At 70.1% G+C, this 25,575-nt stretch carries 24 protein-coding genes and 1 pseudogene; 17 read left to right on the forward strand and 8 right to left on the reverse strand.

The window, feature by feature from the left end; translation table 11 throughout:
• Positions 1-168: 168 nt before the first annotated feature.
• The 3 genes from LGI35_RS36935 to LGI35_RS36945 form a co-directional block, all read right to left on the reverse strand.
• Entirely contained in the window at positions 169-984 is an 816-nt protein-coding gene (locus tag LGI35_RS36935) for an SAM-dependent methyltransferase (protein WP_227298615.1), read from the reverse strand.
• An 82-nt stretch (positions 985-1,066) separates the two neighbouring features.
• A complete protein-coding gene (locus LGI35_RS36940; protein WP_375992171.1) occupies positions 1,067-1,285 on the reverse strand; it encodes a DUF397 domain-containing protein in 219 nt (72 codons plus the stop codon).
• Positions 1,286-1,314: 29 nt separating this feature from the next.
• Positions 1,315-2,181 carry a helix-turn-helix domain-containing protein gene (locus LGI35_RS36945; protein ID WP_227298619.1) on the reverse strand — a complete coding sequence of 289 codons (867 nt, stop codon included), beginning with the start codon at positions 2,179-2,181 and terminating at the stop codon, positions 1,315-1,317.
• A 346-nt stretch (positions 2,182-2,527) separates the two neighbouring features.
• On the opposite strand from LGI35_RS36945, the gene LGI35_RS36950 reads away from it, so the two are divergent.
• A complete protein-coding gene (locus LGI35_RS36950; RefSeq protein WP_227298620.1) occupies positions 2,528-2,956 on the forward strand; it encodes an ATP-binding protein in 429 nt (142 codons plus the stop codon).
• A 205-nt stretch (positions 2,957-3,161) separates the two neighbouring features.
• A complete protein-coding gene (locus tag LGI35_RS36955; RefSeq protein ID WP_227298622.1) occupies positions 3,162-3,542 on the forward strand; it encodes a hypothetical protein in 381 nt (126 codons plus the stop codon).
• Between the two features lie 624 nt (positions 3,543-4,166).
• Here the strand turns inward: LGI35_RS36955 and LGI35_RS36960 are convergent.
• From LGI35_RS36960 to LGI35_RS36970, 3 genes are all read right to left on the reverse strand, one after another.
• Entirely contained in the window at positions 4,167-4,472 is a 306-nt protein-coding gene (locus LGI35_RS36960) for a 4a-hydroxytetrahydrobiopterin dehydratase (RefSeq protein WP_227298624.1), read from the reverse strand.
• Between the two features lie 830 nt (positions 4,473-5,302).
• Complete coding sequence (locus LGI35_RS36965; protein WP_227298625.1) at positions 5,303-5,857, reverse strand: DUF1440 domain-containing protein; 555 nt, start codon at positions 5,855-5,857, stop codon at positions 5,303-5,305.
• Between the two features lie 91 nt (positions 5,858-5,948).
• Positions 5,949-6,170 carry a hypothetical protein gene (locus tag LGI35_RS36970; RefSeq protein ID WP_227298626.1) on the reverse strand — a complete coding sequence of 74 codons (222 nt, stop codon included), beginning with the start codon at positions 6,168-6,170 and terminating at the stop codon, positions 5,949-5,951.
• A gap of 370 nt (positions 6,171-6,540) precedes the next feature.
• Between LGI35_RS36970 and LGI35_RS36975 the strand changes: the two genes are divergently transcribed.
• The 13 genes and pseudogenes from LGI35_RS36975 (at position 6,541) to LGI35_RS37040 (ending at position 19,022) form a co-directional block, all read left to right on the forward strand.
• Complete coding sequence (locus LGI35_RS36975) at positions 6,541-6,738, forward strand: DUF6381 family protein (protein ID WP_227298627.1); 198 nt, start codon at positions 6,541-6,543, stop codon at positions 6,736-6,738.
• A 667-nt stretch (positions 6,739-7,405) separates the two neighbouring features.
• Positions 7,406-8,275, forward strand: a complete 870-nt coding sequence (locus LGI35_RS36980) for a hypothetical protein (RefSeq protein WP_227298629.1) — start codon at positions 7,406-7,408, stop codon at positions 8,273-8,275.
• 21 nt (positions 8,276-8,296) lie between these two features.
• Positions 8,297-8,548, forward strand: a complete 252-nt coding sequence (locus LGI35_RS36985) for a hypothetical protein (RefSeq protein ID WP_227298631.1) — start codon at positions 8,297-8,299, stop codon at positions 8,546-8,548.
• 356 nt (positions 8,549-8,904) lie between these two features.
• The gene (locus tag LGI35_RS36990; RefSeq protein ID WP_227300685.1) at positions 8,905-10,311 is read left to right on the forward strand and encodes an extracellular catalytic domain type 1 short-chain-length polyhydroxyalkanoate depolymerase; all 1,407 of its coding nucleotides are present in this window, start codon (positions 8,905-8,907) and stop codon (positions 10,309-10,311) included.
• A gap of 592 nt (positions 10,312-10,903) precedes the next feature.
• The gene (locus LGI35_RS36995; protein ID WP_227298632.1) at positions 10,904-11,686 is read left to right on the forward strand and encodes an MHYT domain-containing protein; all 783 of its coding nucleotides are present in this window, start codon (positions 10,904-10,906) and stop codon (positions 11,684-11,686) included.
• A 134-nt stretch (positions 11,687-11,820) separates the two neighbouring features.
• Positions 11,821-14,286, forward strand: coding sequence for a sensor histidine kinase (locus LGI35_RS37000; protein WP_227298633.1), 2,466 nt, complete (start codon positions 11,821-11,823; stop codon positions 14,284-14,286).
• Entirely contained in the window at positions 14,283-14,747 is a 465-nt protein-coding gene (locus tag LGI35_RS37005; protein WP_227298634.1) for a roadblock/LC7 domain-containing protein, read from the forward strand. Before LGI35_RS37000 ends, LGI35_RS37005 begins: the two co-directional genes overlap by 4 nt.
• Positions 14,744-15,181: a DUF742 domain-containing protein gene (locus LGI35_RS37010; RefSeq protein WP_227298636.1), complete on the forward strand. Its 438-nt coding sequence runs from the start codon at positions 14,744-14,746 to the stop codon at positions 15,179-15,181. Before LGI35_RS37005 ends, LGI35_RS37010 begins: the two co-directional genes overlap by 4 nt.
• Positions 15,162-15,776 (forward strand): GTP-binding protein, encoded by a 615-nt coding sequence (locus LGI35_RS37015; protein WP_227298638.1) that lies wholly within the window; start codon positions 15,162-15,164, stop codon positions 15,774-15,776. Before LGI35_RS37010 ends, LGI35_RS37015 begins: the two co-directional genes overlap by 20 nt.
• A gap of 434 nt (positions 15,777-16,210) precedes the next feature.
• Positions 16,211-17,302: a PP2C family protein-serine/threonine phosphatase gene (locus tag LGI35_RS37025; RefSeq protein WP_227298639.1), complete on the forward strand. Its 1,092-nt coding sequence runs from the start codon at positions 16,211-16,213 to the stop codon at positions 17,300-17,302.
• Positions 17,303-17,388: 86 nt separating this feature from the next.
• Positions 17,389-17,760, forward strand: coding sequence for a YkvA family protein (locus tag LGI35_RS37030; protein WP_227298641.1), 372 nt, complete (start codon positions 17,389-17,391; stop codon positions 17,758-17,760).
• 164 nt (positions 17,761-17,924) lie between these two features.
• Positions 17,925-18,098, forward strand: a pseudogene (locus LGI35_RS37035) (IS5 family transposase); the annotation flags it as partial.
• Between the two features lie 273 nt (positions 18,099-18,371).
• Positions 18,372-19,022 carry a DUF6226 family protein gene (locus LGI35_RS37040; protein WP_227298642.1) on the forward strand — a complete coding sequence of 217 codons (651 nt, stop codon included), beginning with the start codon at positions 18,372-18,374 and terminating at the stop codon, positions 19,020-19,022.
• Between the two features lie 33 nt (positions 19,023-19,055).
• Here LGI35_RS37040 and LGI35_RS37045 read toward each other — a convergent pair whose 3' ends face one another.
• Positions 19,056-20,663 carry a long-chain-fatty-acid--CoA ligase gene (locus LGI35_RS37045; protein ID WP_227298644.1) on the reverse strand — a complete coding sequence of 536 codons (1,608 nt, stop codon included), beginning with the start codon at positions 20,661-20,663 and terminating at the stop codon, positions 19,056-19,058.
• Between the two features lie 223 nt (positions 20,664-20,886).
• Here LGI35_RS37045 and LGI35_RS37050 point away from each other — a divergent pair, with 223 nt between their 5' ends.
• Positions 20,887-22,050 (forward strand): TetR/AcrR family transcriptional regulator, encoded by a 1,164-nt coding sequence (locus tag LGI35_RS37050; protein WP_227298645.1) that lies wholly within the window; start codon positions 20,887-20,889, stop codon positions 22,048-22,050.
• 209 nt (positions 22,051-22,259) lie between these two features.
• On the opposite strand, the gene LGI35_RS37055 is transcribed toward LGI35_RS37050, so the two are convergent.
• A complete protein-coding gene (locus LGI35_RS37055) occupies positions 22,260-23,468 on the reverse strand; it encodes an oxygenase MpaB family protein (RefSeq protein WP_227298647.1) in 1,209 nt (402 codons plus the stop codon).
• A 267-nt stretch (positions 23,469-23,735) separates the two neighbouring features.
• On the opposite strand from LGI35_RS37055, the gene LGI35_RS37060 reads away from it, so the two are divergent.
• The gene (locus tag LGI35_RS37060) at positions 23,736-25,505 is read left to right on the forward strand and encodes a succinic semialdehyde dehydrogenase (protein ID WP_227298648.1); all 1,770 of its coding nucleotides are present in this window, start codon (positions 23,736-23,738) and stop codon (positions 25,503-25,505) included.
• Positions 25,506-25,575: the final 70 nt, after the last annotated feature.

Consider the following 25,575-nt stretch of genomic DNA (forward strand, 5'->3'; position numbering starts at 1 on the left):
CGTGTGGGAGCAGTCGGCACAGCGAGCGGCGCGAGGAACTGTGCGCCGTTCTCGAGGACAGCCCTGGGAGCGTTGAGCTCCCCAGCTCTCACAGCTCTCGCAGCTCCGCCTGGGCAACTGCGCTGCGACGCAGGTGCCCAGGCGAACGGACCGTCGGCCTGACCACGGTCAGCGCTTGATGCCCACGCCCGCCAACAGGCTGATCTGGGCGTCCTCGGGCTCCGTTCCGTCGGCGGGACCCGCGGGACGCCAGCGGTGGCAGCAGACGATGCCGGGCTCGATCAGGTCCAGCCCGTCGAAGAAGCGGCGGACGTCGTCGTGCGAACGGAACTGCACCGGAGAACCGGACTTGGTGTACACCTCCGCGACCTTGTTCCAGGTGACGGGGTCGAAGTCGGGCGTGCAGTGGTTCATGGCGAGGGCGCTGCCCGCCGGGAGCGGGTCGAGCAGCCGGCGGATGATGGCGTACGGGTCGTGCGGGTCGGTGATGAAGTGCATGAGCGCGTTGAGGGAGAGGGCGATGGGCTGGTCGAAGTCCAGGACCTCCGAGGCCTCCACGGCGCTCATCAGCGCATCGGGGTCGGTGACGTTCGCCTCGATGTAGGCCGTGCGTCCCTGCGTCGTGCTGCGCATGAGGCGTTCGGCGTACTTGAGGACGAGGGGGTCGTTGTCGGCGTACACGACGCGGGCGTCGACCGCGACGGACTGGGCGACCTGGTGCAGGTTGGGCTCGGTCGGGATGCCGGTGCCGATGTCCAGCCACTGGCGGATGCCGTGCTCCTGTGCCAGCACACGGGTGGCCCGGTGCATGAACGCCCGGTTCTCGCGGGCGGTCACGTAGATGCCGGGGTGGGCCTGGGCGGCGACCAGCGCCGCCTCCTTGTCGATCTCGAAGTGGTCCTTGCCGCCGAGGAAGTAGTCGTACATCCGGGCCGAGTGCGCCTTGCTCGTGTCGAGATCCCGGCCGGCCTGCCTGGTGGTCATGCTCTCCCCTTCAGGTGTGTGTCTGTCGGCCCGCAGGCCAAGGACGGGACCGGTGTCGTCGTCCTTCCTACTGCCCGCCGGTTCACCCGGCGGCCAAGTGATCGGCCAGGCCCTCTTTGACCCCGCGGACGAACGCGCCGATCTCCTCCGGCGTGTAGATCAGCGCCGGCCCGGCCGGGTCGGTCGACTGCCGCATGGCCACGCGGCCGTCGGCGAGTAGTTTCGTCTCGACGCACTGGCCGCCGTTCGGCCCGCTCCAGGGACGCTCCCAGCCCTGTTCTCCCAGGTCTCGGGCCGGCATCCCGTTGTATACGCCCTCGTCGGTGATCGTCACGAGTACTCCTTGCGCATGCGGTTCAAGAGCGCCCTGCTGTCCTCGGACGACGTCAGCAGCGCCATACGGGAATGAGCCTCGAGATGGGCGACGACGTCCACGCGCTGGTCCAAGTAGACGGAAGCGGACAATAGTTCGCTGTAGACGATGTCGGGCAGCTCGGGTTCCTCGAACCGGAAATACGTGAACGGCGCGCATGCCCCTACATGCGCACCCGCGGTGAAGGGCACGATGTCGAGGCTGATGTGCGCGAGCTCGGACACGTCCAGGAGTCGCTCGATCTGCTCCCGCATCACGTCAGGACTGCCCACCGTCCGGTGCAGGACGGCTTCCTCCATGACCACCCACAACGTGGGGGCGTCCTCCCGTTCCAGCAGGCTCTGGCGGTGCAGCCGCAGTTCCACGCGGCGTGCGAGCTCCTCCTCGCTGCCGTTCGGCAACCCGCCGCGCAGTACGGCGCGCGCGTAGTCGGGCGTCTGCAGAAGGCCGGTGACGTACTGGGGTTCGTAGGTGCGCAGGGTCTTGGCGCCGGTCTCCAGGCTGACGTAGGCGGTGAACCAGCTGGGGACGGCGTCGCGGTAGGAGTGCCACCATCCGGGTTCGTTGGCCTGCTCGGCCAGGTCGACGAACTCGTCGATCTCCTGACGGTCCGCGCCGTAGGTCTCCAGGAGCTTCTCCACGTAGAGAGGCTTCAGCGCGACCTCGGCCTTTTCCAGCCGGCGGATCGTCAGGGTCTTCACGCGCAGAGCCCTCGCCGCGTCCTCCAGCGAGGCACCGGCGCCGAGCCGCATGTCCTGCAGCCGACGGCCGAGGATCATGCGCAGGACCGTCGGCGCGCTGGTGCCGGAACGGGCTTCGCTCACGCCCAAACCTCCTGAGGGTTCATCAACAGCACCATTCTTACAGTGACTTGATGACGACGCCAGGGTGATACCCCCCTGCTGAAATTATCAGCGAGTCGGTTGCAGCGTGAGCGTGATCACGCGCATAGTTGACATGTGAGCGGTCAAGTCACAGCTCTGACGCAGCATCCGGCCCGGACGGGAGGCGTGATGCTGATGCCGTCGTCGGCACCCCACCCCAGGGCGCCTGCCTCGGCACACGCCTCACACCGCTCGAGCTGCAGCCCGCATCCCCACACCGCGCCCGCCCCCCGGAGGGCACTGGAAGGCGACATCCGTGACCCTGCCCACCCCCTCAGCCCCGGCTATGACCCCCGCCTTAGCCACGATCGCGCCTCGTCGGGAGTACTGGTTCGGCCTGCCGGCCCTGCGTACCAGCGCGAGATCCGCCCGCGACACCGTGCGCGACCGGCTCCGTGCCTGGAAGGTGCCCGGCGACGCCTTGTGCGACGCGGTGCTGCTGGTCTCCGAGCTGACCACCAATGCTGTACTCCACACCGACAGCGGTCACGTCCTGTGCGGCCTCACGCTGACCGGCGACGAGCGGCGCCTGCGTATCGAACTCCACGACGACGGCCGCACCCCGGTCAGCCCGCCCGAGCACCGCGCCGGCCCGGGCGAGGAGTGCGGGCGAGGCCTGTTCCTCGTCCAGCAACTCGCGGACCGCTGGGGCTCCGCACGCTCGACGCGGTCCGAAGGCAAGGTCGTCTGGGCGGAGTTGACGGCTCACCCCTGACGCCATCGGCACCGGCCGTCACCGAATGCGGCGCCCGTCCCGGCAGCGACAGTCCGGATGCAGCGCGGCCAGACCCGGGCTGCTGCGCACCTGACCAGTACCCCCGTCCAACGGCAGAGACCGCAGTCGGCACGGGACGGCCCCGCTACGTCCCCTTCACGCGGCGAGGAACCCGTTCTCCTCGATCCACCTACAGAAGGCGCCCATGACCCCCCACAGCGAAGCCGCTCCTCCTGTCGTGCTGTACGTATGCGCCGACCGAGCCCGGGGCGCGCCCGGCTCAGCCACGCAGTGCGCGCAGACAGAAGGCCGCGCGTTCGCACAGGAGCGCGGGCTGGCGATCGCCGAGGTTGTCACCGACACGTACGGTGAGCCCGACCCGGCCCAGCGCCGAGGGTGGCGGCGTGTGAGGCAGCTGGCACAGACAGGCCACGTCACCGCGGTACTCGTCCGCTGGCCCAGCGCCATCGCCCCGGAGTCCGCGCACGAACTCCGGCACCGCGAGACCGCCTGGCTCCACGACCACGGTGTGCGCGTCCAGTACACCTGGGCACCCTTGTCTTCGAGGAGCGACGAGGTCCTGTGACCCCACTCGGAGATGACCGGATCTTTGATTCACCTGGTCACGACGGCAGCGCAGTCGTCGTCCACTGGCGGCTCTGGTAGCCCCCGACAGTGGGGCGACGCCCGAGACGCGCTCCACAGCCGATCACGGTCTTGCATCGCATCCGTGTTCCTGGTCCAGCTGGTGGCCGTGCGCGTCAGCCCGGTGCGGGGCTGGTCGAGTTCCTTCGTGAAGAACACCGAGGTGGCTTCGCGGATCTCATTCGACCGCTTCAGCTCGGCCATTTCTGCTGAGAGTCGACTCAACTCGGTCCGCTCCGTTCATGGACAGATGGGAGCATGTGAACGGGCCTGAGTGGTGGGGAACTGGCGCCTGGTCGGGCCGGAGACCGGGTTGTGGCCGTCCCTGTACAAGGGCATGGGCGCGCAACGGGGAGACATGGAATCCGGATTCATCCGGAGCGTCGATGAAGCAATCCACAAGTTCCACACCGTGGTGGTGGCCCACGTCGATCGCATGGCGACCAGGAGGCGGCAGCCGGGAAAGCCGTCTGTCGGGGAGCAGGAGTGGTTGTGCGGCAGCTTCGGAAGGCCGGCGTCGGCGGGCACGGAGAACCAGCGGTCCTGCGTGCCCGGTCCGCGAGGTCTACGCGTAGCCCCGGACGTGTGAGCCCGCCGCCTTCTCGATGCGGTGCGCCAGCTCCACATCCGCATCCGTGAGGCCGCCGTCGGAGCGGATCACGAAGCTCACCTCATTGCCCCGGATATGGACTTCAGGGTGGCGATCAAGGGTCTTGACGTCGTAAACGATGTCTGCGACGACACTGGCGGCCCTGGAGAAGTCGTACACCTCGATGGTGCGGCGCAGGACGTCGCCGGTTCGATGCCAGTCCGCCATGTCTGCGCCGGACATTCGCTGTTCGATCTGGGAGTCGTCGATTCGGGTTGCCACGATGCCTCTCCTCCAGGTGTGGTCACCGCGTGACTGGTGCCGTGCCCTCCCCACGTGTACCGAGCCGCCACGAAACGGCCCAGGAGTGGGCCGACCCGCTTCCGATCCCCGAAGTCGGCGTTCTTGTTCGGGCGGCTTACCGCCTCCTTCCTCCGCAGCGGTCTGCTGATGGCCTGCTGTGCCACCTCCGGGTTCTCCCGCGGCCCTTCTGACCACCCCGCGCGAGACCTCGGCGCCCGCCCACGGTCCTCGCCACCCCGGGCGCGAGCACGTTGTGCGGGCCATACGTCCAGTGTGACGCATGGCCTTGGCCATTGTCCTGGCACTGTGCTGCGGGCGGGGTCGGCGTTGTCGGTGCCAAGAACTACGTTCATGCTGGTCACGCCGTATGTAGGTCCTCGTGAAGGATGCCGGTGAGGCGGTCGTTTCGGTGGGCCTCGAGGCGAGTGGGCGGACAGGGCTCGGTGATCGGTTCGGGCAGAGGGCGTAGGGGAGCGGCGCTTGTGGACGACGTCGATGCCCTCGGCTCGTAGGGCGGCGTCGAAGGCGTCCGGGTGGCGCGCGTCCAGGTCGCGGGTCACCTCGGTGCCTGCGTCGTGGCGGTCCGTGACTGTTCCGGTGAGCCGGGTGTCCCAGTCCGCGGTCGGCTCTGCGGTTGTGTCGAGTGTCCGCACGTGTCGGCGTCGACGGCGCGAGGGGATCGTGCTACTGAACTTGATCGGGCGATGCCGGGCCGGTTCGCCTGACGCGGGGTTGTCGGTGCCGGTAGCCCTCTGGGCGTGAGGTACGCACAGGGTGGCGGGGCCTGGATGCGGGCCCGCGGGGCGCGTTCACCCGTTCGGACGGGGCTGGACGGAGACGGTGCGTGCCTTGGCCAGGATCCAAAAGACGGTCCCGGTCGCGGCGCCGTAGACCAGGTGGGGTCCGAGGTCGTCCGCGAGGGTCTTGCTGTCGTACTTCCAGATGGGCTCGTAGAGCCCCGCGATCGGCAAGGCGATGTAGCCACTGATCCAGACGACCGCGCCGAACGGCACGCCGTAGACCCCAGAGGGCGGCTTGCGCACCGAGCCGGCGACCACGCCGTAGAGCGCCCCGTAGAACGCGCCGTACGACCAGTGCATGAACGTGCTGACCGGCCAGGCCGCGGCATCCGGGAGTTCGCGCTGGGTGAAGCCCTCGATCAGGCGCTTGCCGACCTGCCCGGGGTCCGGAGCCGCCTTCCAGGTGCGGACGGGAGCGAACTCCCACCGCAGGGGATTGCGCTCACCACCGGACCGGCGCTGCCGCAGGAACCGAACCGTGTCCATGCACACGGTGCCGACCAGGCCGGCGACCAGACCCGACGTGATCGCGCCGAGCGGAGTCAACTGCTTCGGAGTGCGCATCCTGCAACGCTCCTGCTGGTCTTGGCGATACGCGGCCGGTGAGCGCGACGTCCCGCGACCCGGCGACGCCGACATCTCCTCCCAGGCATGCTCACACGCACACCGTCACGGCACCATTCGAGGTGGGAAGGCCGGGCGGCGGCCGCGTTGCGTCGTCGCTCCCGATCACGCCACTCACGCAGATCCCGCTGCTGCGCGCCTCCCCAGGCCTCGGCCGGGAGTTCACGATCGGCTCCGCGCTCTTCGTCCAGCCGGCCGGCGCCGCGGGCACCACCCAGCGGTCGATCCGCCAGATCATCACCGCGTCCGCCATGCAGGCCCGCATGCAAGCGGTGAGCACCTGGCCGACCTCCGGAGCGCGACCACCAGCCGCGCTACTCGTCGGCGGATTCGGGACATGGCTCGGTGTACGGCCCACCCTGATCGGTTGCACCCTCCTGCTGGTTGTGCCCGTCGCGGTACCGGCCCGCTCGCCGCTGCGCGGGCCCGGCCGAAGCCGGGGACGCCCACGCGAGAGAAGGGATGGACGAGGAGCGGACGGTCGCGATCCTCATCGAGGCCCCTCGCTCCGCGAGGGCCTTCCAGCTGCGTAGATAGCAGGGGGTGACCGCACGAGATGCAGGGGGTGTCGGGGCCTGTTTCTCTGATGTGGCCCGCTCTTCCCCATCACCCAAGGAGTGATCATGAGCGTTGCAGGCGAGTCCGGTCGTGCCCAGCAGATGCGTGCTCAGGCCCAGGACATGGAACAGGCCGCGGAACGCGCCACTGACCCGCAGGAGCGTCAGCGTCTGCAGGACAAGGCCCGCCGGCTCAAGGAGCAGAGCGAGCACGTAGGCGGTAGGGGCAAGTCGGACGTCGACCCGACGGTGTCGTCCCGCTAGTTCCTGGCACAGACACCGGCCGGGGGCCGGCCTCCGTGGCTTTTGGCACGCGAGAGGCCCCCGGCCGGTCACTGCTGTCTCCGCTCGATCGCCCGCAGCCCCGGCAGGCATGTCGGCGTGGCACCTCCCTCTCGCACATTCGGTGAAACGGGCCCGAGCGAGCAATGAGGCGCGTTGTGCCCAACCTGCCTCGCGATGCATTCCCCGGTCGCCCCAGCGCCCCAGTGCCGGGGCACAACGCGTGCCGATCGCGCGACGCAGCTGAAGAATTCGCCGCCGCCCGTACGCCCAAGGGCACATGGACACGAGCCCGGCTCGCCGAATGGGGCGTCCCCTGGCCCTCGGGGAAGGGGTGGAAGGACGAGCTGATCGCACGCTGGGAGGCCGCCGAGCAAGGCCACCTACCCCCGGGCCCGGCGATTCCCCCCGGGCACGCTCGACTTCGGCCGACCACACAGGCGCATCGCGGGAGCAAGACACCCCGTCCGGCCGCGCGAAGTCCCAGCTGCTTGCCCACCCTCGGCGAAGCACGCGGCGACTTCCGCCCGCCGACCCCTGCCCCAACCCGACTATGCCGTCCGAACGGCATTCCGAGGGACCGGCGTTGGCCGAATCCCTGCGGCCATCGGGTCCTCCCCGCCGGCCCGTGCAGGTCAGGAGACCACCTATGGCAGCAGAGGCGAGCAACATCACCGCGAATGCCGACTGGGGCAAAGCAAACTTCAACGACATCTACAACTGTCCCGACCCACGCCTGTACTTCACAACCCTGCGATCCCTCGACTACCAGATACCCCACCACGGCCAGGCCGTCTTCCAGGCGCTGACCTATGCCCTGCGCCAACTGCACCCCGACCGGACGCCACTGAACGTGGTCGACCTGTGCTGCTCCTACGGGATCAACACAGCACTCCTCAACTACCGTGTCACTCTGGCGGACTTGTCCACCCGGTACACCTCCCACGACCTCTCCGTCCTGCCGCCCCGGCGCCTCGCGGCCGAGGACCGGACCTTCTTCGCGGCACGCCGCCGTCCTGAAACCGCAACAGCGACGGGTATCGACTCGGCAGCCCGCGCCGTCGGATACGCCCGCGCCGTCGGCCTGCTCGACCACGCCTTCGCGGAGAACCTCGAAGTCACCGAGCCGAGCCCCGCCCTTCGCCGCACACTGGCCGGCACGGACCTCATCACCGTCACAGGCGGCGTCGGCTACGTCTTCACCCGAACCTTCACCAGACTTCTCGACTGCATGCCGACCCCGCCGTGGGTCGCGGCGTTCGTGCTGCGCACCGTGCCCTACCAGCCGATCGTCGATCTGCTCGACCGCTCGGGCCTGGTGACGGAGAAACTGTCCACCCGCACCTTCCGGCAGCGCCGCTTCGCCGACAGCGCCGAACGGTACGCGGCGTTCGACGCTCTGGCCGTGAACGGACTGCACGCGGCAGGCAAGGAAGCGGACGGCTATTACCACGCCGACCTATATGTTTCCCGGCCCCCTGCCGACATCGCGGCGCTGCCTCTCGCACACCTGCTGTAGCCCGAAGCGCGACGGCGAACCGTGGGTGCCTGGCTGGAACACCGGCGCCGACGCCGGCCCGACACCGCCGACGCGTACCCGCTGATCAAAGAACAGAGTGGTGGCGTCGAGTCCGAACACCTCGGCGAGGCGGAGCAGGTCGGGGCCGTGGCCGTGGCCGCGGGCTCCTCCGAGCTGACGGTCACCTGGACGTTCCTGCGTGACGGTCCGGCCGCGCGAGCAGGCGCGCCTTCAGACCGTGGCGCTCGGCCCTGCTCGGGCTCGGGCGGTTGACGCTCACGCGCCCGGTGGCGCCCGTGCGACGGCGTCAGGCACATCGTCCGCCGCCGTGGCCTTCCCGAGTGGCGCAACGGTGACGGGCCACAGCCCGCACCCCTTCGAGGTGGGGCGCGTCACCATTACGGTCGCAGACCGGCCGGACGTAGCGTTCCCGTGCTCCTGGGACATGTAGCGCTGTCCGGTGCCGGGCGGCCAGGGCCTGGAGTTGTTCCTCTCCATCTCCCCATCCATCGCGATCACCTGGTGGCACGATGCATCCTGCTTCCCCCCACTCCTCGCGACGCCGCTTCCCAGGCGTGCGGCAGCCTGCGGGACGCGGAGGGCGGCCGCGCTCCGCGTCCGCCGTCGCGCTGGTGCTGTCCGTCATCGCCCTGACCCTCGGGCTGCTGTCCCCGGCACCGGCGCAAGCCGCGTCCCTGCAAGAGGTGACGAGCTTCGGCTCCAACCCCGGCAACCTGCAGATGTTCCGCTACGTCCCCGACGGGCTGCCGTCAGGGCGCCCGCTGGTGGTCGCCCTGCACGGCTGTACCCAGTCGGCCTCGGCGTTCGACGGCGAGACCGGCTGGACCAAGTGGGCCGATGCCTGGGGCTTCGCACTGGTGCTGCCGCAGCAGAAGAGCGCCAACAACGCCAACGCGTGCTTCAACTGGTTCCAGTCGTCCGACTTCTCGCGCGGCCAGGGCGAGGCGCTGTCCGTCAAGCAGATGGTCGACAAGATGGCGGCCGACTACGGGACCGACCCTTCACGTGTCTACGTCACCGGTCTGTCCGCGGGCGGGGCGATGACCGCGGTGATGGCGGCCTCCTACCCGGACGTCTTCTCCGGCGCGGCGGTGGCCGCCGGCCTTCCCTTCGACTGCGCCCGCACCGTCACCGACGGTCTGTCCTGCATGAACCCCGGCAGCAACCTCACCCCGCAGCAGTGGGGCGACAAGGTACGTGCGGCCGATCCCGGGTACAACGGCCCCTATCCGACGGTGGCGGTGTGGCAGGGCTCCCAGGACACCACTGTCGCGCCGATGAACATGACCGAACTCGTGGAGCAGTGGACCAACGTCCACGCCACCGACGCCACGGCCGACGTCAGCGACACCGTGCAGGGCTATCCGCACAAGGTCTACCAGGACACTTCAGGCCGAGCCGTCGTCGAGTCGTACAGCATCACGGGCATGTCCCACGGCCAGGCCGTCGACCCCGGCACCGGGGCCACCCAGTGCGGCACGGCCAGCCAGTACCTGCCGGACATGAACATCTGCGCCTCGTACTGGATCGGACACTCCTGGGGCCTCGACGCCACGGACGGCGGCGGCTCCCTGCCTGCCCCGGGCGGGCTCACCGTCACCGCCACCACCGACACCTCGGCGTCTCTCTCCTGGGCCGCCGTCGACGGTGCGGCCTCCTACCGGGTCTACCGAGGCGGCACCCAGGTCGGCTCGGCTTCGTCGACCTCGTTCACCGACACCGGGCTCGCCCCCGGCACGACGTACAGCTACACCGTGGCCGCCGTGGACGGCTCCGGGGCCGTAAGCGCGTCCTCCGCCTCGGCACAGGCGGTCACGACCGGTGCCGCCCACCGGTGCTACACCGACAACAACTACAACCAGGTCGCCGCCGGACGCGCCCACCAGAGCCTCGGGTACGTCTATGCCAACGGCTCCAACCAGAACATGGGCCTGTACAACCTCTACGTCAGCCACACCCTGGAAGAAACCTCGCCGGGCACCTTCGTGATCGCCGACTCCGGCTGTCCGTCCTGACGGACCCAACGGCGCGGCGGCGGCTCCACCTTCACCCGGTCGGGCCGCCGCCGCACGCCGTGGGCTACCCCCTGATGTGGTCGAACTCCGCGTGCGCAGCAAGGTGGAAGGGCCGGCTCCCGCCGCCTTCTGCCGGCGGGTCTGTGCGGGCGAGCGGAACGGGCCGTGGAGCCGCCGCGCGGAGCACCCCGATGGAGTCTGCGCTGCCACTCGTCGCGACAACAGTCCGCACAGAGCGCTGCCGTGCGGCACCCGCGCCGGCTGGGCGCGAGGGTCCTCAGGCTCGCCACCGAGCAGTCCGGTCTCAACCCCAGCGCCACCGGCCCCGTCTTCGGTTGAACGGGTATGTCCCTGACGTCCGGACCTGGGCGTCTCGTCCAGGGTGTCTGATGCGCTTCGATGTGCGACGTGACAAGAGTCGCACCGGTGTCGGCGAGAGATGAAGAGCCGAGGCCTGAAAGCCCGTTGAACCAGGGCTTTACCGTCCAGTAACCCGCCTGCAGGCCAATTTCGCCGCCCCATGGTCGGAGATCCACTGCGTGCTAGCGTCCCGGTCGCCGGGGGGCCGACACAGAACAGTGAGAGGAAACCCGTGGGTCACATGCACCACATGGCCGGAGGCTGGGCGACGCCGGTCCTGTCGTATGCGATGGCCGTCGTCGGATCCGCGCTGGGACTGCGCTGCACAGTGCGCGCCTTGGCAGCCGGGGGGCGGTCCAGAAGGAACTGGCTGGTCAGCGCGTCGATCGCGATCGGTGCCGGAATCTGGACCATGCACTTCATCGCGATGCTCGGCTACACCGTCGACGGCACCGCGATCCGCTACGACATCCCGCTCACCCTGCTCAGCCTCCTCGTCGCCATCGCAGTTGTCGGCGCCGGAGTCTTCACCGCCGGATACGGCAAGTCCCGGGTGCGCTCCATTCTGTTCGGCGGCGTCGGCACCGGACTCGGAGTGGCCGCGATGCACTACATCAGCATGGCCGCCGTAGAGCTCAACGGCACGATCTCCTACGACCCGGCTGTCGTCACGGCCTCCGTCTTCATCGCGATCGCTGCGGCATCCGCCGCGCTGTGGGCCGCGCTCTCCGTGCGGGGCCCGGTCGTCGCCGCCATCGCGGCCCTCGTCATGGGGCTGGCGGTGAGCAGCATGCACTACACCGGTATGGCCGCGGTCACCGTGGACGTGCATGCGAGCAATGCACCTCTGCAGGGCGCGAGCGCTACCGCGTTCATCCTGCCGCTCGCCGTGGTCCTCGGTTCCTTCCTCTTCCTCACCTGCGCCTTCGTGGCTCTTTCCCCGACGGCGCGGGAGCGCGCCGAGGGCGAGGCCGCGGCCCGACCGCTGCACGAGGTCGAGCTTCCGGTCGCCTGATCCGGACTCCCTGAGCAGCCTTCGTCATCTTCGCGGCGTATTGCCCGCCACGCGCGCACGCCGCCGCCACTCCCCGGGCCGACCCCACTTCGCGCGCCCTCAACACTCCTGCACCGCCAAGGAGATCCCTGGTCATGCCCGCACGCTTTCCGCTGCCCGAAGGGTGGCGACCCAAGTCGATCCGAGCGAAGGTCGTCACCCTGCTGACGGTGCCGGTCCTGTCGCTGATGGCCCTGTGGGGGCACGCTGCCGTCACCACCGCCTCGCAGGTCTCGTCCACCGAGCAGCTGCGCCAGATCAACTCGGCCCTGGTGAAGCCGGTCGCGGACTTCACCACCACGGTCCAGGACGAACGTGCCGCCGCCCTGAAGTACCGGGCCGCTCCCGGCCCGTCCACCCGCCGCGATCTCGACGCCGCCCGGTCGCGCACGGACAAGGCCGTCACGGCCCTGCGCGCGGGCATCCGCTCGAGCAGCACCGATATCGCGGCCCTCGACGCCCAACTGCCCGACCGGATCAGTGCGCTGCTCAAGAGCGCAGGGTCCCTCCCCGAGCTGCGCGAGACACCCCACGACTCCGCCGCGGTCTTCTCCGGGTACGGCACGGCCGTCGACCGGGCCTTCGCGGTGCGCGCCGGGCTCGCGGGTGCCGACCGCCCCGACCGAGCCTCCGACACTCGCACCGTCCTCGAACTGGCCCGTTCCCGCGAGGCGTTGAGCCGCCAGGACGCCGTGCTCGGCGCCGCGCAGGCGAGCGGCACGATGTCCGCCGCCGAGTACCGCGCGTTCGTCGGCGACGTCGCCCAGCAGCGCGGACTCACCAGAGCCGCGGTACCCGACCTGGGGGCCGAGGGCGCCCCCCGCTACCGCGCCGTCCTCGCGTCCCGCAGCGCCACCGAACTCGCCACCGCTCAGGACGCCGTCCTCGACGCCGGCGAGAAGGGGGCCGTGTCCGCAGTGCCGGCGGGGGAGTGGCACTCCGTCGCGGGACACACCCTGGCCGGGCTCGCCGCAGCGGAGCGGGGCGTCGTCGACACCGGCGCCGACGCGCAGCCGTACTCCTTCGCGACTCTGGGAAGCTCGGGCCTTGCTGTGGTCCTCGGCCTGCTCGGCGTGATCCTCTCGCTGTTGCTCTCCGTACGCATCGGGCGCGGCCTGGTCGACGACCTCACCGGACTGCGGAACTCCGCTCTGGAGCTCGCCGCCACCCGGCTGCCGGCCGCGATCCGCCGCATCCACAGTGGCGACGACCTCGACCTCGACGCCGAGGCCCCGCTCGCCCGGACCCCCATCCGGGACGAGATCGGCCAGGTCGGCGCGGCGTTGACCACGGTGCAGCGGGCCGCCCTGCGCGCCGTCGCGGGCCGCGCCGCCGTCCTCACCGGAGTCTCCGGCGTCTATGTCAGCCTGGCCCGCCGCAGCCAGGTGCTGCTCCACCGTCAGCTGGAGCTCCTCGACGCGATGGAACGCCGTACCGAGAACCCCACGGACCTGGAAGACCTCTTCCGCCTGGACCACTTGACGACCAGGATGCGCCGCCACGCCGAGTCGCTGCTCATCCTGTCCGGCTCCGCGCCCGGCCGTGCCTGGCGCAACCCGGTCCCACTGATCGACGCCGTACGCGCGGGCATCGCGGAGACCGCCGACATCGACCGTGTCCAACTGCACGCCATCCCCGATCTGCTTCTGGCCGGCACGGCGGTGGCCGACCTGATCCACCTGGTCGCCGAACTCGCCGAGAACGCAGCCGCGTTCTCGCCGCCACACACCCCCGTGGTGGTGCGTGGCGAGGAGGTCGGGGCCGGTGCTGTCCTGGAGATCGAGGACCGCGGCCTCGGCATGGGCGACGAGGCGCTCGCCGCGGCCAACGAGAAGATCCGGGCCACGGACATCGACCTCCTCGACTCGCGCCGGCTCGGCCTGTTCGTGGTCAACCGCCTCGCCGAGCGCCAGCAGGTGACCGTCACCTTGCGCCGCTCGGTCTACGGCGGCGTCACCGCCGTCGTCTTTGTGCCGCAGCAACTCCTGGAAGCACCGCATCCGGGCCTGCGGCCACTGCCCCAGCCGGAGCCGGAGCCGGAGCCGGAGCCGCGGGTGTCGGAGTCCGGACATGCACCGGTTCCTGATCCGGTCGCCGTTCCCCTACCGGCACAGCAGCGCCCCGAACAGGAGTCGATCCCCCGACGGGAGCATGAGCCCGAGCCCTCGCTCGCTCACACCGCGCTCCACCGGGCCCCCGCTCATGACAGCGACGCAGTCCGCAGGCCGGCCCCGTCCACACTCGACCCCACCACCGCGGAAGCCACCTCGAGCCATGACTCCGAGGACGGTCTGCCGCGCCGGGTGCGCCAGGCCAGCCTCGCACCCGAACTGCGCGATGACGAGAACGCGGGCGCCGGTTCGCGGCCCGCCCAGGCCCCAGCCGTCCGGTCCCCGGAGGCCGCGCGCGCCACGATGGCGTCCCTGCGCTCGGGCCGGCGCCGTGCGTCCGCGGCTCAGGGCGAGCGCGGCACACCGTCGGGCCCCGAAAGCCCGTCCGGTACCCCGCGTACCGCGTCCCACCCACACACCGTGACCGACGAAGGATTCCGAAACCGATGACCCCGACCTTCACCGTCACGAACCTGGGCGACAACCCCGACGACCATGGCGCGGGCAGGGTCGACTGGCTCCTCGACGACCTGGTCGACCGCGTCGCGGAGGTCCGGTACGTGGTCATGCTTTCCACCGACGGCCTGTGCGTCGGCGCCTCCCGCGGCCTGGGGCGTGACGAGTCCGAGCGCTTCGCCGCCATCGCCTCCGGATTCCATTCCCTCGCCAAGGGCGCGGGTCGCCACTTCGACGCGGGCGGCGTGGTCCAGACGATGGTCGAGCTGCACGGCGGATTCCTGTTCGTGGTCGCCGCGGGCGACGGGTCCTGCATCGCGGTGTTCACCGACGGGCACGCCGATATCGGCCTGGTGGCCTACGAGATGGCCCTGCTGGTCGAGCGCGTGCGCGAGCACCTCGCCGTACCCGCGAGGACGGACGGAGCCCCGACGCCGGACGGCGGGACGGCGTGACCGACCTGCCACCCGGCCGCCTGCCCCCTCCCGGCGCCGCCGACCGGGACCCCGACCCCTGGACCGACCGCTACGACGAGGACGCCGGCCCTCTGGTCCGCCTCTACGCCATGACCGCGGGCCGCGCGCGTACGGACAACGGCGCGGAACACGTCGACCTGATGGCCATCGTCCGCTCCACGGCCGCCACCCCCGGCGGTCCGATCCCGCCCGAGCAGCGCAGCATTCTGGCCCAGTGCGCCCAAGGGCCGTGCCCGGTTGCGGACCTGGCTTCGGACTCGGGCCTGCCGCTCGGCGTCGTACGCGTCCTGCTCGGCGACCTCACCGCCCAGGGGCTGATCCGCATCACCCCGCCCGAGTCCACCGCCGCCGGGAAAGAACCTGTCTCCGCCCACCTCCTGCGAGAAGTGATCAATGGCCTTCGTGCACTCTGACCGCGCCGCGCACCCGGCGCCCGCCGACTTCACCGCTCTCAAGCTCCTGATCGCCGGCGGCTTCGGCGTGGGGAAGACCACGCTGGTGGAGTCGGTCAGTGAGATCCGCCCGCTGCGCACCGAGGAACCCCTCACCGAGGCCTCACGCCCGGTGGACAGTCTGGAGGGCGTGGCCACGAAGTCCACCACGACGGTCGCGATGGACTTCGGCCGGATCACCCTGCGCGACACCCTGGCCCTCTACCTCTTCGGCACCCCGGGCCAGGACCGCTTCTGGTTCGTCTGGGACGAGTTGGCCACGGGCTGCCTGGGCGCGGTCGTCCTCGCCGACACCCGGCGCCTGGCGGACTGCTTCCCCGCCATCGACTACTTCGAGAGCCGCGACATCCCCTTCATCGTCGCTGTGAACTGCTTCGACGGCATTCGAACCCACAGCCGAGGAGCGGTGGCGCGCGCCCTCGACCTGACCGCCGACACCCCGGTGCTGCTGTGCGACGTACGCGACCGGGAGTCCGGCAAGGAGGTTCTGATCTGCTTGGTCGAGCACGTCCTGTCCGTTGAGTCACCCTCCCTGCCAACTGCTCCGGCCCCGTGAAGGGCCGGGGCGTCGTCGAGCTCACGCCCGGAGACCGGCAGCTCACCCGGCGCGCGAACTGCGAACGGCGCACATGCGACGCGTCCGTCGGTATCCAGTCCGCCTCACTGGAGAAGCAGGTGCGGTTGGTCTAGTTGGTCCAGAAGCACCCGCCTCGGCGAGCAGGTCCTCCGACAGGTCCCACAGGCGCCTGCCATTGTCCGCGTCGAGGGCACAGCGGGCGACGCCGTGCAGTGTGCCGGAGCTCCGGTCGACGACCTCGGGCTCGTTGCATTCGACGAAGTACCGGCCGCCGACGCCTTCGAGGAGGGGTGAGGGCGCATCGGCTCGACGCCGCCCGCGCGGCCGTCCCGCACTCCTGAGTTCTCGTCGCACGAGTGCTCCGCCGCGCCCGCCGGGATGCGGCGCGCGCCCGCTGCCGCCAGCGTGGGGGCGTGGTGCAGCAGAACAAAGCCCAGTGGATTCCCGCCGGCGTGATCGTGCTGGCCGTAGTGATCGACCTGGTGACCCCGACCGAGGTGACGTCGGCCCCGCTCATCATGGCGGCGCCCGTCGCCGCCGCCCCGCTCCTGACGCTGCCCGGCATCATCTGGGTGGGCCTCGCGTCGATGGCCGTCCATGCGGGACTGGCCTGGGTGGACGGCACCTTCGGCTGGCACCGCGGTCTGGCCAACCAGTTCACCCTGTTGGCCGTGACCCTGCTGGCCATCTTCATCAACCGCACGCTGAAGAGCCAGGACGTCCGGACCCGGCGTGCTCAGCACGTCGCGGCCGTCGCCCAGCGCGCCGTGCTGCCCAGACCGCCGGCGCGTCTGGGCGACCTGCACATCGCCGCCCGGTACGTGCCCGCCGAGCACGAGGCCATGATCGGCGGCGATCTGTACGTCGTACAGGACACCCCGTACGGCACACGCGTCCTCGTCGGTGACGTGCGGGGCAAGGGCCTGGGCGCCGTGAGCGCGGTCTGCGCCGATCTCGGCGCGTTCAGGTACGCCGCGGACGAGGCCGAGGACCTCGCACAGCTGGTGCGCTCGCTGGAGCAGGCACTGCTGCGCGAGGGCGGGCGGCGGGGCGGCATCGAACAGGAGGAGGGATTCACCACCGCCCTGATCGCGGAATTTCCCGCGGACCTCAGCACCGTACGCATCGTCAACCGCGGGCATCCGCCGCCCCTGCTCCTCGACACACAGGGCTCGACCACCGTCCTCGAACCGTCCGAGGAAGTGCCTCCGCTGGGGATGGGGATGCTGGGCAGCTGGTCCGCACCGGTCGACACGTTTTCGTTCCCGCCCGGCGCGACACTCCTGTGCTACACGGACGGCATCACCGAGTCCCGGGACGCCGAAGGCACCTTCTACGACGCCGCGGCGCGCCTGCCCGTTCTGCTCCGGCACCGTGCCCGGTCCGGCGAGCACCCCACACCGGCGCAGGTCCTCGACATGCTGATCCGTGACGTACGGCGCCACACGGGCGGCCGGCCCCAGGACGATCAGGCGCTCCTCGCGCTGCGCCGTTCAGCGCTCTGACCTCATGCCCGCCATCCCGCATCCCCGCGTCCGGCAGAGTGCTTTCGGCCCTGTGGCCCGCCCCCTGAGCGGGTACACGATGGAGCATGGACACCAAATCCTGGCTCATCCTCGCCGCAGCCGTCGTGGTGCTCACCATGGGTATCGCCGCAGTTCTCCTGGTACGGGTGATCCGGGCGAGGAGGCTGCTCCTCGACGCGGGTATCCCGCTCCGCAACAAGGCGCTGTTCTGGGCCGCCGTGATCTACACGATGTCACCGGTCGACCTGCTGCCGGACCCCGTCTACCTCGACGACATCGGATTCCTGCTGCTGGCCCTGCGCACCCTGCACGTCGCGGCGCGCAACGGGTACCCGCTGGTGGCAGGTCAGTCTGTGGTGCGACACCCGGCAGGCGGCCGGGCAGACGGCCGTCAAGCACCTGGGGCCGCTGCTGCTCGCGGCCGAGGAGAGCGGTGACGTCGCCGCCCGGTGGTTCATCCGGAAGGCCGAATCCTGGCGGCTGCGTGTCCTTCCCTTCGCCTGAAGCTCTGGTTCAGTGATCAGCGCGACCTCCCGGCTGAAATCCTCTGCTTCTTCCGCGGCACCAGTGGCGCGCCCCGGCGTCGAAGGATCGAATTCATCCGCGACACCGGGTGGTTGAGCGGACCTTCGGACGGCTCATGCACCACCGCCGTCCGGCCCGCGACCACGAAACCCACCCTCACCGCTCCGAAGCCACGATCCACGTCGCGGTGATCGACCTGATGAGCCGCAGGCTCACCCGAGAGTCGACTCCGAACTGGAAGGATTCATAGGTGCCGGGCCACGCAGACCCGCGCGTCCTCACCTCTCATCGACTGCGGCGGCGGCCGTCGACGACACTCGCCACTTCCCGACAGGTACAACACGCGAACCCGTTCCGGCAGCCACCGGTGGTCGGACGGCGACATGCCAGGTGCCTGGATCCCGTGAGGTTGAAACTCAAGCTCAGCGGTGTCCGGGGATGTGCGGTGGCGCGCCCCTAGCGGGTCGATGTACCTCAAGCCGGTGGCGGCGGCCGTCCCCGCTCCGCGCCGTAGGGTGCCGGTATGGATCCAGTGGAACTTGGCCGGGCTGTCGACGAGGCATTCGCCGTCACCGGGGTGGACACCCCTCCCTGGCCCGATCCACATCCTGACCGCGAAGTGCGGGACGAGGAGTACTCGCGGTGTTCGGCGCCGGAGAAGTACCGCATTCTCGCTGCCCGGGCCGACGCCTGGACACAGGCGTTGTCGCGGCTCGGGCTGGCCGAGGTGGAGACGGTCACCGATCCGGCGGGGGTCTGGCGCCGGGAGCCGGGCGTGGCGGTGAGCGGTGCTGTCCGGCTGCGTCCGGTGCGCGCAGACGCCGTACCTCTCGTGTTCGGGTTCGCGGCCGTCGACGACGTTCCCGGGACGGTTCTCGTGGTGGGGGCGGGGGAGCCCGCCGTGAGTATCGAGCAGCTTCCGGACTGTGGTTGCGATGCCTGTGACAGCGGTTCCGCCGACCTGATCGAGGTGCTGGACGACGTGGTGGTCGCCGTGGTGACCGGCGAGTTCGTGCACGTCGACGCCGGGGAGGGGCGGGAGATCGTGGGTACGGGGGAGAGCTGGTCGGCGAGCGACTGGGAGGCGTCCGGGCCGCCGGTCGAGGAGGCGCTCGCCGTGGCGCGGGCCGGGCGGTCGCCGTACCGCGTCGTGCGGGGGCAGTCCTGGGAGTGATCACCCGCGCGAGGTCACGTCACGCGAGATCGATCACGGTTCACCGACGCCTGCCGCTTCCGCGTCCCGCGTGCGGAGCGCGGGCTTGACCACCTTGCCGCCCGCGTTGCGGGGAAGCTCGGCGACCACCACGAGGTCCTTCGGCCACTTGAAAGAGGCGAGCTTTCCTTCGAGGAACTCGGTCAGCTCGCGCAGCGAGAGGCCGGTTCCCGGGGTGACGGTGACGTAGGCGACCGGCACCTGGCCCCAGCGCTCGTCGGACCTGCCGATCACTGCGACCTCCTGTACGGAGGGGTGCGCGGCGACGGCGTTCTCCAACTCGGCGCAGTAGATGTTCTCGCCGCCGCTGATGATCATGTCCTTCTTGCGGTCGACCACCCAGACGAAGCCCTCGTCGTCGCGCTTGACCAGGTCACCGGAGTGGAACCACCCACCGGCGAACGCCTCGGCCGTCTCCTGCGGCTTTTTCCAGTACCCCTGCGTCACCGTGGGCCCGCGGTAGACGATCTCGCCGACCTCGCCCACGGCGACGTCGTTCATGTCCGCGTCGACGATGCGGTACTGGACGCCCGGGATCGGGCGACCGACCGAGCCGAGCTTGCGCAGCGCGTCCTCCCCGCGGAGGACGCAGGTGATCGGCGAGGTCTCGGTCTGGCCGAACACCGCCACGTTGAGCGCGGCGGGAAACTTCTCGCCCATGGCGCGCAGGGTCGCATCGCTCGCGGGGGCGGCACCCCAGCTGATGATCCGCAGCTTCAGGTCACGCTTGTCGATGTCGGGCTGGGCGCAGATCAGGTCCCATTGCTGCGGAACGTTGAACACGACGGTGGCGGCTTCGCGTTCGTAGGCGTCGAGCACCGCCCGCGGGTCGAAGGCGCCCAGCGGATGGATCACCACTGTGCTTCCGACCAGGAAGTTCGCCACGATCGAACCCAGACCCGCGATGTGGAAGAAGGGCGCCGTCAGGAAGCCGACGTCGGAGTCGTCGAACATCTCCATCGCGCGGACGCACGTGATCGCCTGGACCTGCATGTTGCGGTGGGACAGCATCACCCCCTTCGGGCGGCCGGTGGTGCCCGAGGTGTACATGATCAGCGCGGTCGACTCCTCGCTGATGTCGGGCAGTTCCATCGGCTCGTGCGCCGACAGGAACTCCTCGTACGCGGTGCGGCCTTCGCCCTCGCCCTCGCCCTCGCCCTCGACCTCGGTCTCGGCCGATGCGCCGATGACGACGACCGTGCCGATCGACGTGGCGTTCGGCACGGCCTGGAGCAGCGGCAGGAGATGTGCGTCGACGACGATCGCCGAAGGAGTGCAGTCGGCCAGGATGTACTCGAGCTCCAGCGGCGCGAGCCGGAAGCTGAGCGGCACGGCCATGGCCCCCAGGCTGTTCGCCGCGAACACGCTTTCCACGAACCAGGGATGGTTCAGCGTGAGCATGGCCACGCGGTCACCCGCGGCGACGCCTCGGTCGGCGAGCGCGGCGGCCAGTTGCAGCGACCTCCGCGACAACTGTGCCCAGGTCGTGGTCTTCCCGAGATGGCGCAGCGCGGGCTTGTCGGGGCGCATCATCGCGTGGGTGGCCGCCTGGGACATCCAGTGGTGCCGGAAGGACCAGGCGGGAGCCGTGTCGGTCGGCATGGGTGACTCCTCAGGTGTCGTGTCGATCGGTGGCCGCTGCGGCATTGTGCCGTTCAATGCCGTGGTTCGAGAAGCGTCGTGACGCATTTTGTTAATGGAAAATCACATGGGTGGCCTCTCGGGGCCGCATGTCGCGCGGTCCGCACGCGGGTGGCCCCAGGGCCTGCTCGACGTGTGATTGACTGGGCCGTATGGCCCCGTCTCCGCATTCGTGTGTGCGTTCATGACCGCCGAGCCGAGCGCGGCCACTCGCCCCCGCAACCGCAGGCAGCTCATCGTCGAGGCGGCCGGCCGGCTCTTCAGCGAGCGCGGCTACCACGCGGCGTCCATGGAGGAGATAGCCGCCGCTGTGGGCATCACCGCCACGGCCCTGTACCGGCACTTCCCGAACAAGTACGCGCTGTTCGCCGAGTGTGCGCATGCCATGGTGGACCGGCTCGTCGGCGCGCTCGACGAGATGCCGCCCGAGGCGGCCCCGGCAGACGTGCTCACCGCCCTCATCCGGGTCACCCTCGCGCATCGCGCGTCCGGCGGCGTGTACCGATGGGAGGCCAGGTATCTCGACCGCGAGGATCGCCGGCTCCTCAGGGCGAAGTTCGGGTACGTCGTCGGGCGGGTCACCGAGGCGGTGCGGCGCGAGGAACCCCGGTCCGATGAGCATCTGCGGGTCGCGGCGGCTCTCGGTGCGATCGGGTCCATCACGATGCATCGCACCTCCATCGCCCAACGCCGGGTCGAGGAACTGCTGTTGGGGTGCGCCCAGCGCGTGATCGCGACCGACCCCGTACCGGCCGTGGGGAGCAGGCGCTCCGTCGAGCTGCCGGCCCTGCCGGTGCCGCGCTCACGGCGTGCGGAGATCCTCGCTGCCGCCGTCCCGCTGTTCGCCCGGGACGGGTTCGCCAACGTCACGAACGGCCAGATCGCACAGGCGGTGGGGCTGGCCCCGTCCGCGCTCTACCGTCATTACCCGGGCAAGGTCGACATCCTGGCGGCGGCATGCCTGCAGGCGGCGGGGCTGCTGGCCCAGGCGGTGGACCGGAGTCTGCAGGAGGTGGCCGATCCGCATGACGCCGTCGCGGCGCTGGCGGCGACGTACGTGGCCTACAGCTTCGAGCACACCGCTCTCACGAGCGTTGCCGAAGCCGAGTTCGTCGGCCTGCCGGCCGATCTGCAGCGCCCCTTGGTCCTTGCGCAGCGTGAGCACATCGCCGTCTGGGAGCAGCAGCTACGAGCGGCGCGTCCGGAGCTGGACCCGCGTCAGGCCCGGGTGCTGGTGCACGCCGGGTTCGGCGTGGTCGTCGAGGCAGGGCGGGGCCTGCGCTGGCAGGACAGCCCTGACCACCGGGCCGCCGTGACCGGCCTGGTCACGGGCGCCCTGGGTTTGTGAGCAGGGCGTGCGGCTCGGGGCCGTGCCCGGGTATCTGAGCCGAGCCTGGGTTTCTCGGCCGAGCCTCGGTCGCTGATCCGTTCCTGGGGTTTCTGAGCAGATCCTGCCTCTCCGAGTCGTGCCTGGGCTTCTGGGCGGAGAGCGGGCAGATGCCCGTCCTGCGGCAGGGTGTGCCGTGGGACGGGCCTGCGCGCGATCGGTCCGGGTGCTCAGGAGGCCGCTCTGTTCCCCGTCGGGATCACGATGGGAGTGGTCGTCCCCGAAGCGCCCTTGTTGAGGAACAGCATGGCCAAGGCGCGTACGAACTGGTCGAAGACGTAGAAGGCGCCGGGCGCGACGGGCGACAGCCCCTCGCGGAACAGGATGAAGGCCGGCCATGCGGTGCGGATCAGTGCCGCCGAGGCGTAGTCGCGCTTCAGCCCGAGCCAGTCGCCGATCTCGTTGCTGAGGACGTAGCGCACGAACTCGTTGAGGAATCCGCGCGTGACGCCCAGGTCGACCTGGGCGGTCAACCCGAGCAGATCCTCGGCCAGTTCGATGCCCTCGGTCGTCGGGGCGAGGATCGGCGTGAGCACCTGCCCCGACTGCGCTTCCGCGTCGGCCCACGACTTGGGGATGTACTCGTCCCGCACGCCGAGCAGGTGCAGGGCGACCTGCCAACTGTGCAGGAAGGCGTCCTGGTCCTCGGCCGAGAACGGGACCTTCCAGTCGAGCAGCCTCCTGCGCACGAAGGTGCCGAGGCTGTGGAAGGTGACCAGGATGTCGGCGTTGCTGATCGGGATGCGCTCGTCCGTGACCGCCGTCCAATGGGGCGACTGCGGCAGCAGATGACGCACCGCGGCGTGCACCACGCGCGTCTTGTTGGCCGTGACCACGAACTGGCCCGTCGGCTCGAAGCCCTTCAGCTGGGCCAGGTCGTAGCCGAACGTGAACGTCTTGGCCGCGCGGTCCTGCATGTTGGCGCCGCCGGCGGACCAGTAGACGCTCCTGGCCTCCCGCGGGATCACGGTGCTCATGATCCCGCTGCCGAGTCCGTAGAGCAGGAAGAGGTAGGTGTCCTTGCGCCGGTTGAAGTCGGCGGCGCGGGCCAGCTTGTCCTGATCCGCCCATGAGGGCAGCTTGTTGACCCTCTGCAGGTATGCGGTGAGGTCGGCCGGCAGGCCACTGGGCAGCGGGTCGTTGTTGTTCACCCACGACGCCATCGCGGTGTTGACCGCCGGAACCTGGCCGTTGTCGAGGAGCGAGGCCACCAGTTGGTCCACCTCGTCGTCCCACACGTATTCCGGGTCGGTGCCCGTGCCGGTTCCGGCGACCGAGCCCGTCGGCGACCACGCCCACGCGTCGGTGGTGCTCGTCGCGCTCACGAGACCCAGCGCGGCACCTAGGGACAGGACTCTTCTGCGGCTGAGATTGTGCATTGACTTGCTCGCCTTCCTGGTCGGACGTGCGGCTCATCTAGCCTTTTCTGGCGCGGAGTTGGCGTTGCCCGCACGGTTCAATGCTTGTTCCAGGATGTGATTTCTGATTAACATAGCGAGGTGCGTTGCCGTCGACAAGGGCATCGACGTGACCGACGAGCCGTCGCCGGCTCGGGCCCTCGGCCCGCCGGATCCGCACCGGGCGAGCCGGACGTGGGGCCCACGGCACTCCGGTTCGAACCAGTCCCGTACGACCGAGGAGCCCGCATGACCACGGAGCAGGACCAGACCCCCGCGCCGGACAGTCCAGTCCCTGACAACTCAGCGACGCCTGACGGCCCTGTGCCTGACAGTCCCGCGTCTGACAGCCCCGTGCCTCTCAGCCCTGTGGCGAAAGGCTTTCGACCCGCATGGGTGACGGAGGAGTTGATCGCGCAGTGGTGCGCGGGGGTGCGCCGGGACGCGTCGCGTCGTGGGCCCGGCAGTGCCGAGTCCGTGACCGCGGTCGCGCCGTTCGACCTGTCCCCGATCGCGGCCGTCCCCGCGTGCGCCCCGGAGGACGTCGCGGCGGCGGTGGCCGGTGCCCGGGCGGACCAGCCGGAGTGGGCGGGGGCGCCGCTGAGGCGCCGTGGCGATGTGGTGCTCGCCTTCCACGACCTGCTGTTGGAACGGCAGGACCAGGTGATCGATCTGATCCAGTGGGAGACGGGCAAGGCGCGGTATCACGCCTGGCAGGAGGTGGCCCAGGTCGCGGCGATCGCCAGGCATTACGCGCGGCGTGCCCGGCACTACCTGGCCCCCCACCACGTGCGGGGGATGGTGCCCGGCCTGACGAAGGTCAAGGAGGTGCGGGTGCCGAAGGGTGTCGTCGGCGTCATCTCCCCCTGGAACTACCCCCTTTACCTCGGTGTCGGCGATGTGCTGCCGGCCTTGATGGCCGGCAACGCCGTGGTCTCCAAGGCGGATTCCCAGACCGCGCTGACCATGTTGTGGACTCGTGCCCTGATGGCGGAGGCCGGGCTGCCGAGCGGTCTGTGGCGGATCGTGGCCGGTCCCGGGGTCGTGGTGGGGACCGCTCTGGTCGACGCCGTCGACTTCGTCTGTTTCACCGGGTCGACCGCCACAGGACGCACCGTCGCGGAGCGTGCCGCGCGGCGACTGGTCGGGGTCTCTCTCGAACTCGGCGGCAAGAATCCGCTGATCGTGCGTGAGGACGCCGACGTGGCAGCCGCGGCGGCCGGCACGGTGGTGGCGGCCTTCGCCAACACCGGGCAGATGTGTATCCATGTCGAACGCGTCTACGTGCACGAGAAGGTCTACGACGCCTTCCGCGCCGAGCTCCTCCGGGCGACGCGGGCGCTTCGGCTCGGGCGGTCCTACGACTACTCGGTGGACATCGGTTCACTGACGTCGGCCGCGCAACTCGCGGCCGTCGAGGCGCATGTCGACGGCGCGGTGGCCGAGGGGGCGACCGTACTCGCGGGTGGCCGGGCCCGCCCCGACATCGGCCCGCTCTTCTACGAGCCGACCGTCCTCGAAGGCGTCACGCCCGGGATGGCCGTGTGCGACGAGGAGACGTTCGGTCCTGTGCTCTCGCTCTACTCCTACGGAGCGGACAGTGAGGCTGTGGGCCTGGCCAACCGAGGCACCTACGGACTGTCGGCGTCGATCTGGTCGAAGGACTCCCGTGAGGCCGGTCGGATGGCGGTGCGGATCCGCGCCGGGTCGGTCAACATCAACGACGGTGCCGCCGCGGCGGCCGGCAGCATCGAGGCCGGTATGGGCGGCATGGGCGACAGCGGACTCGGCAGGCGCCACGGGGCCGAGGGAATCCGCAAGTACACCGAGAGCCAGACGATCGCCACGCAGCGCCTTCTGCCACTCGGACCGGCGAAGGCCGTGGACAACTCTCCGGAGAACTCGGAGGAGCGCTCGGCGGAGACCGCTGCGGGTACTTCCGTGAAGAGCTCCGTCGAGAGTTTCGTCCGCCGCACCAACGGTCAGCTGACTCTCCTGCGCCGGCTGCGTGTGCGCTGAGCGGCGACACATGGGCCGTACGCGAACGGTGGCGGGCATTCCTGCTATGTCACTCTGCATGCCTCTGAGT

This window comes from Streptomyces longhuiensis, assembly GCF_020616555.1.
In the GTDB taxonomy this organism is placed as follows: domain Bacteria; phylum Actinomycetota; class Actinomycetes; order Streptomycetales; family Streptomycetaceae; genus Streptomyces; species Streptomyces longhuiensis.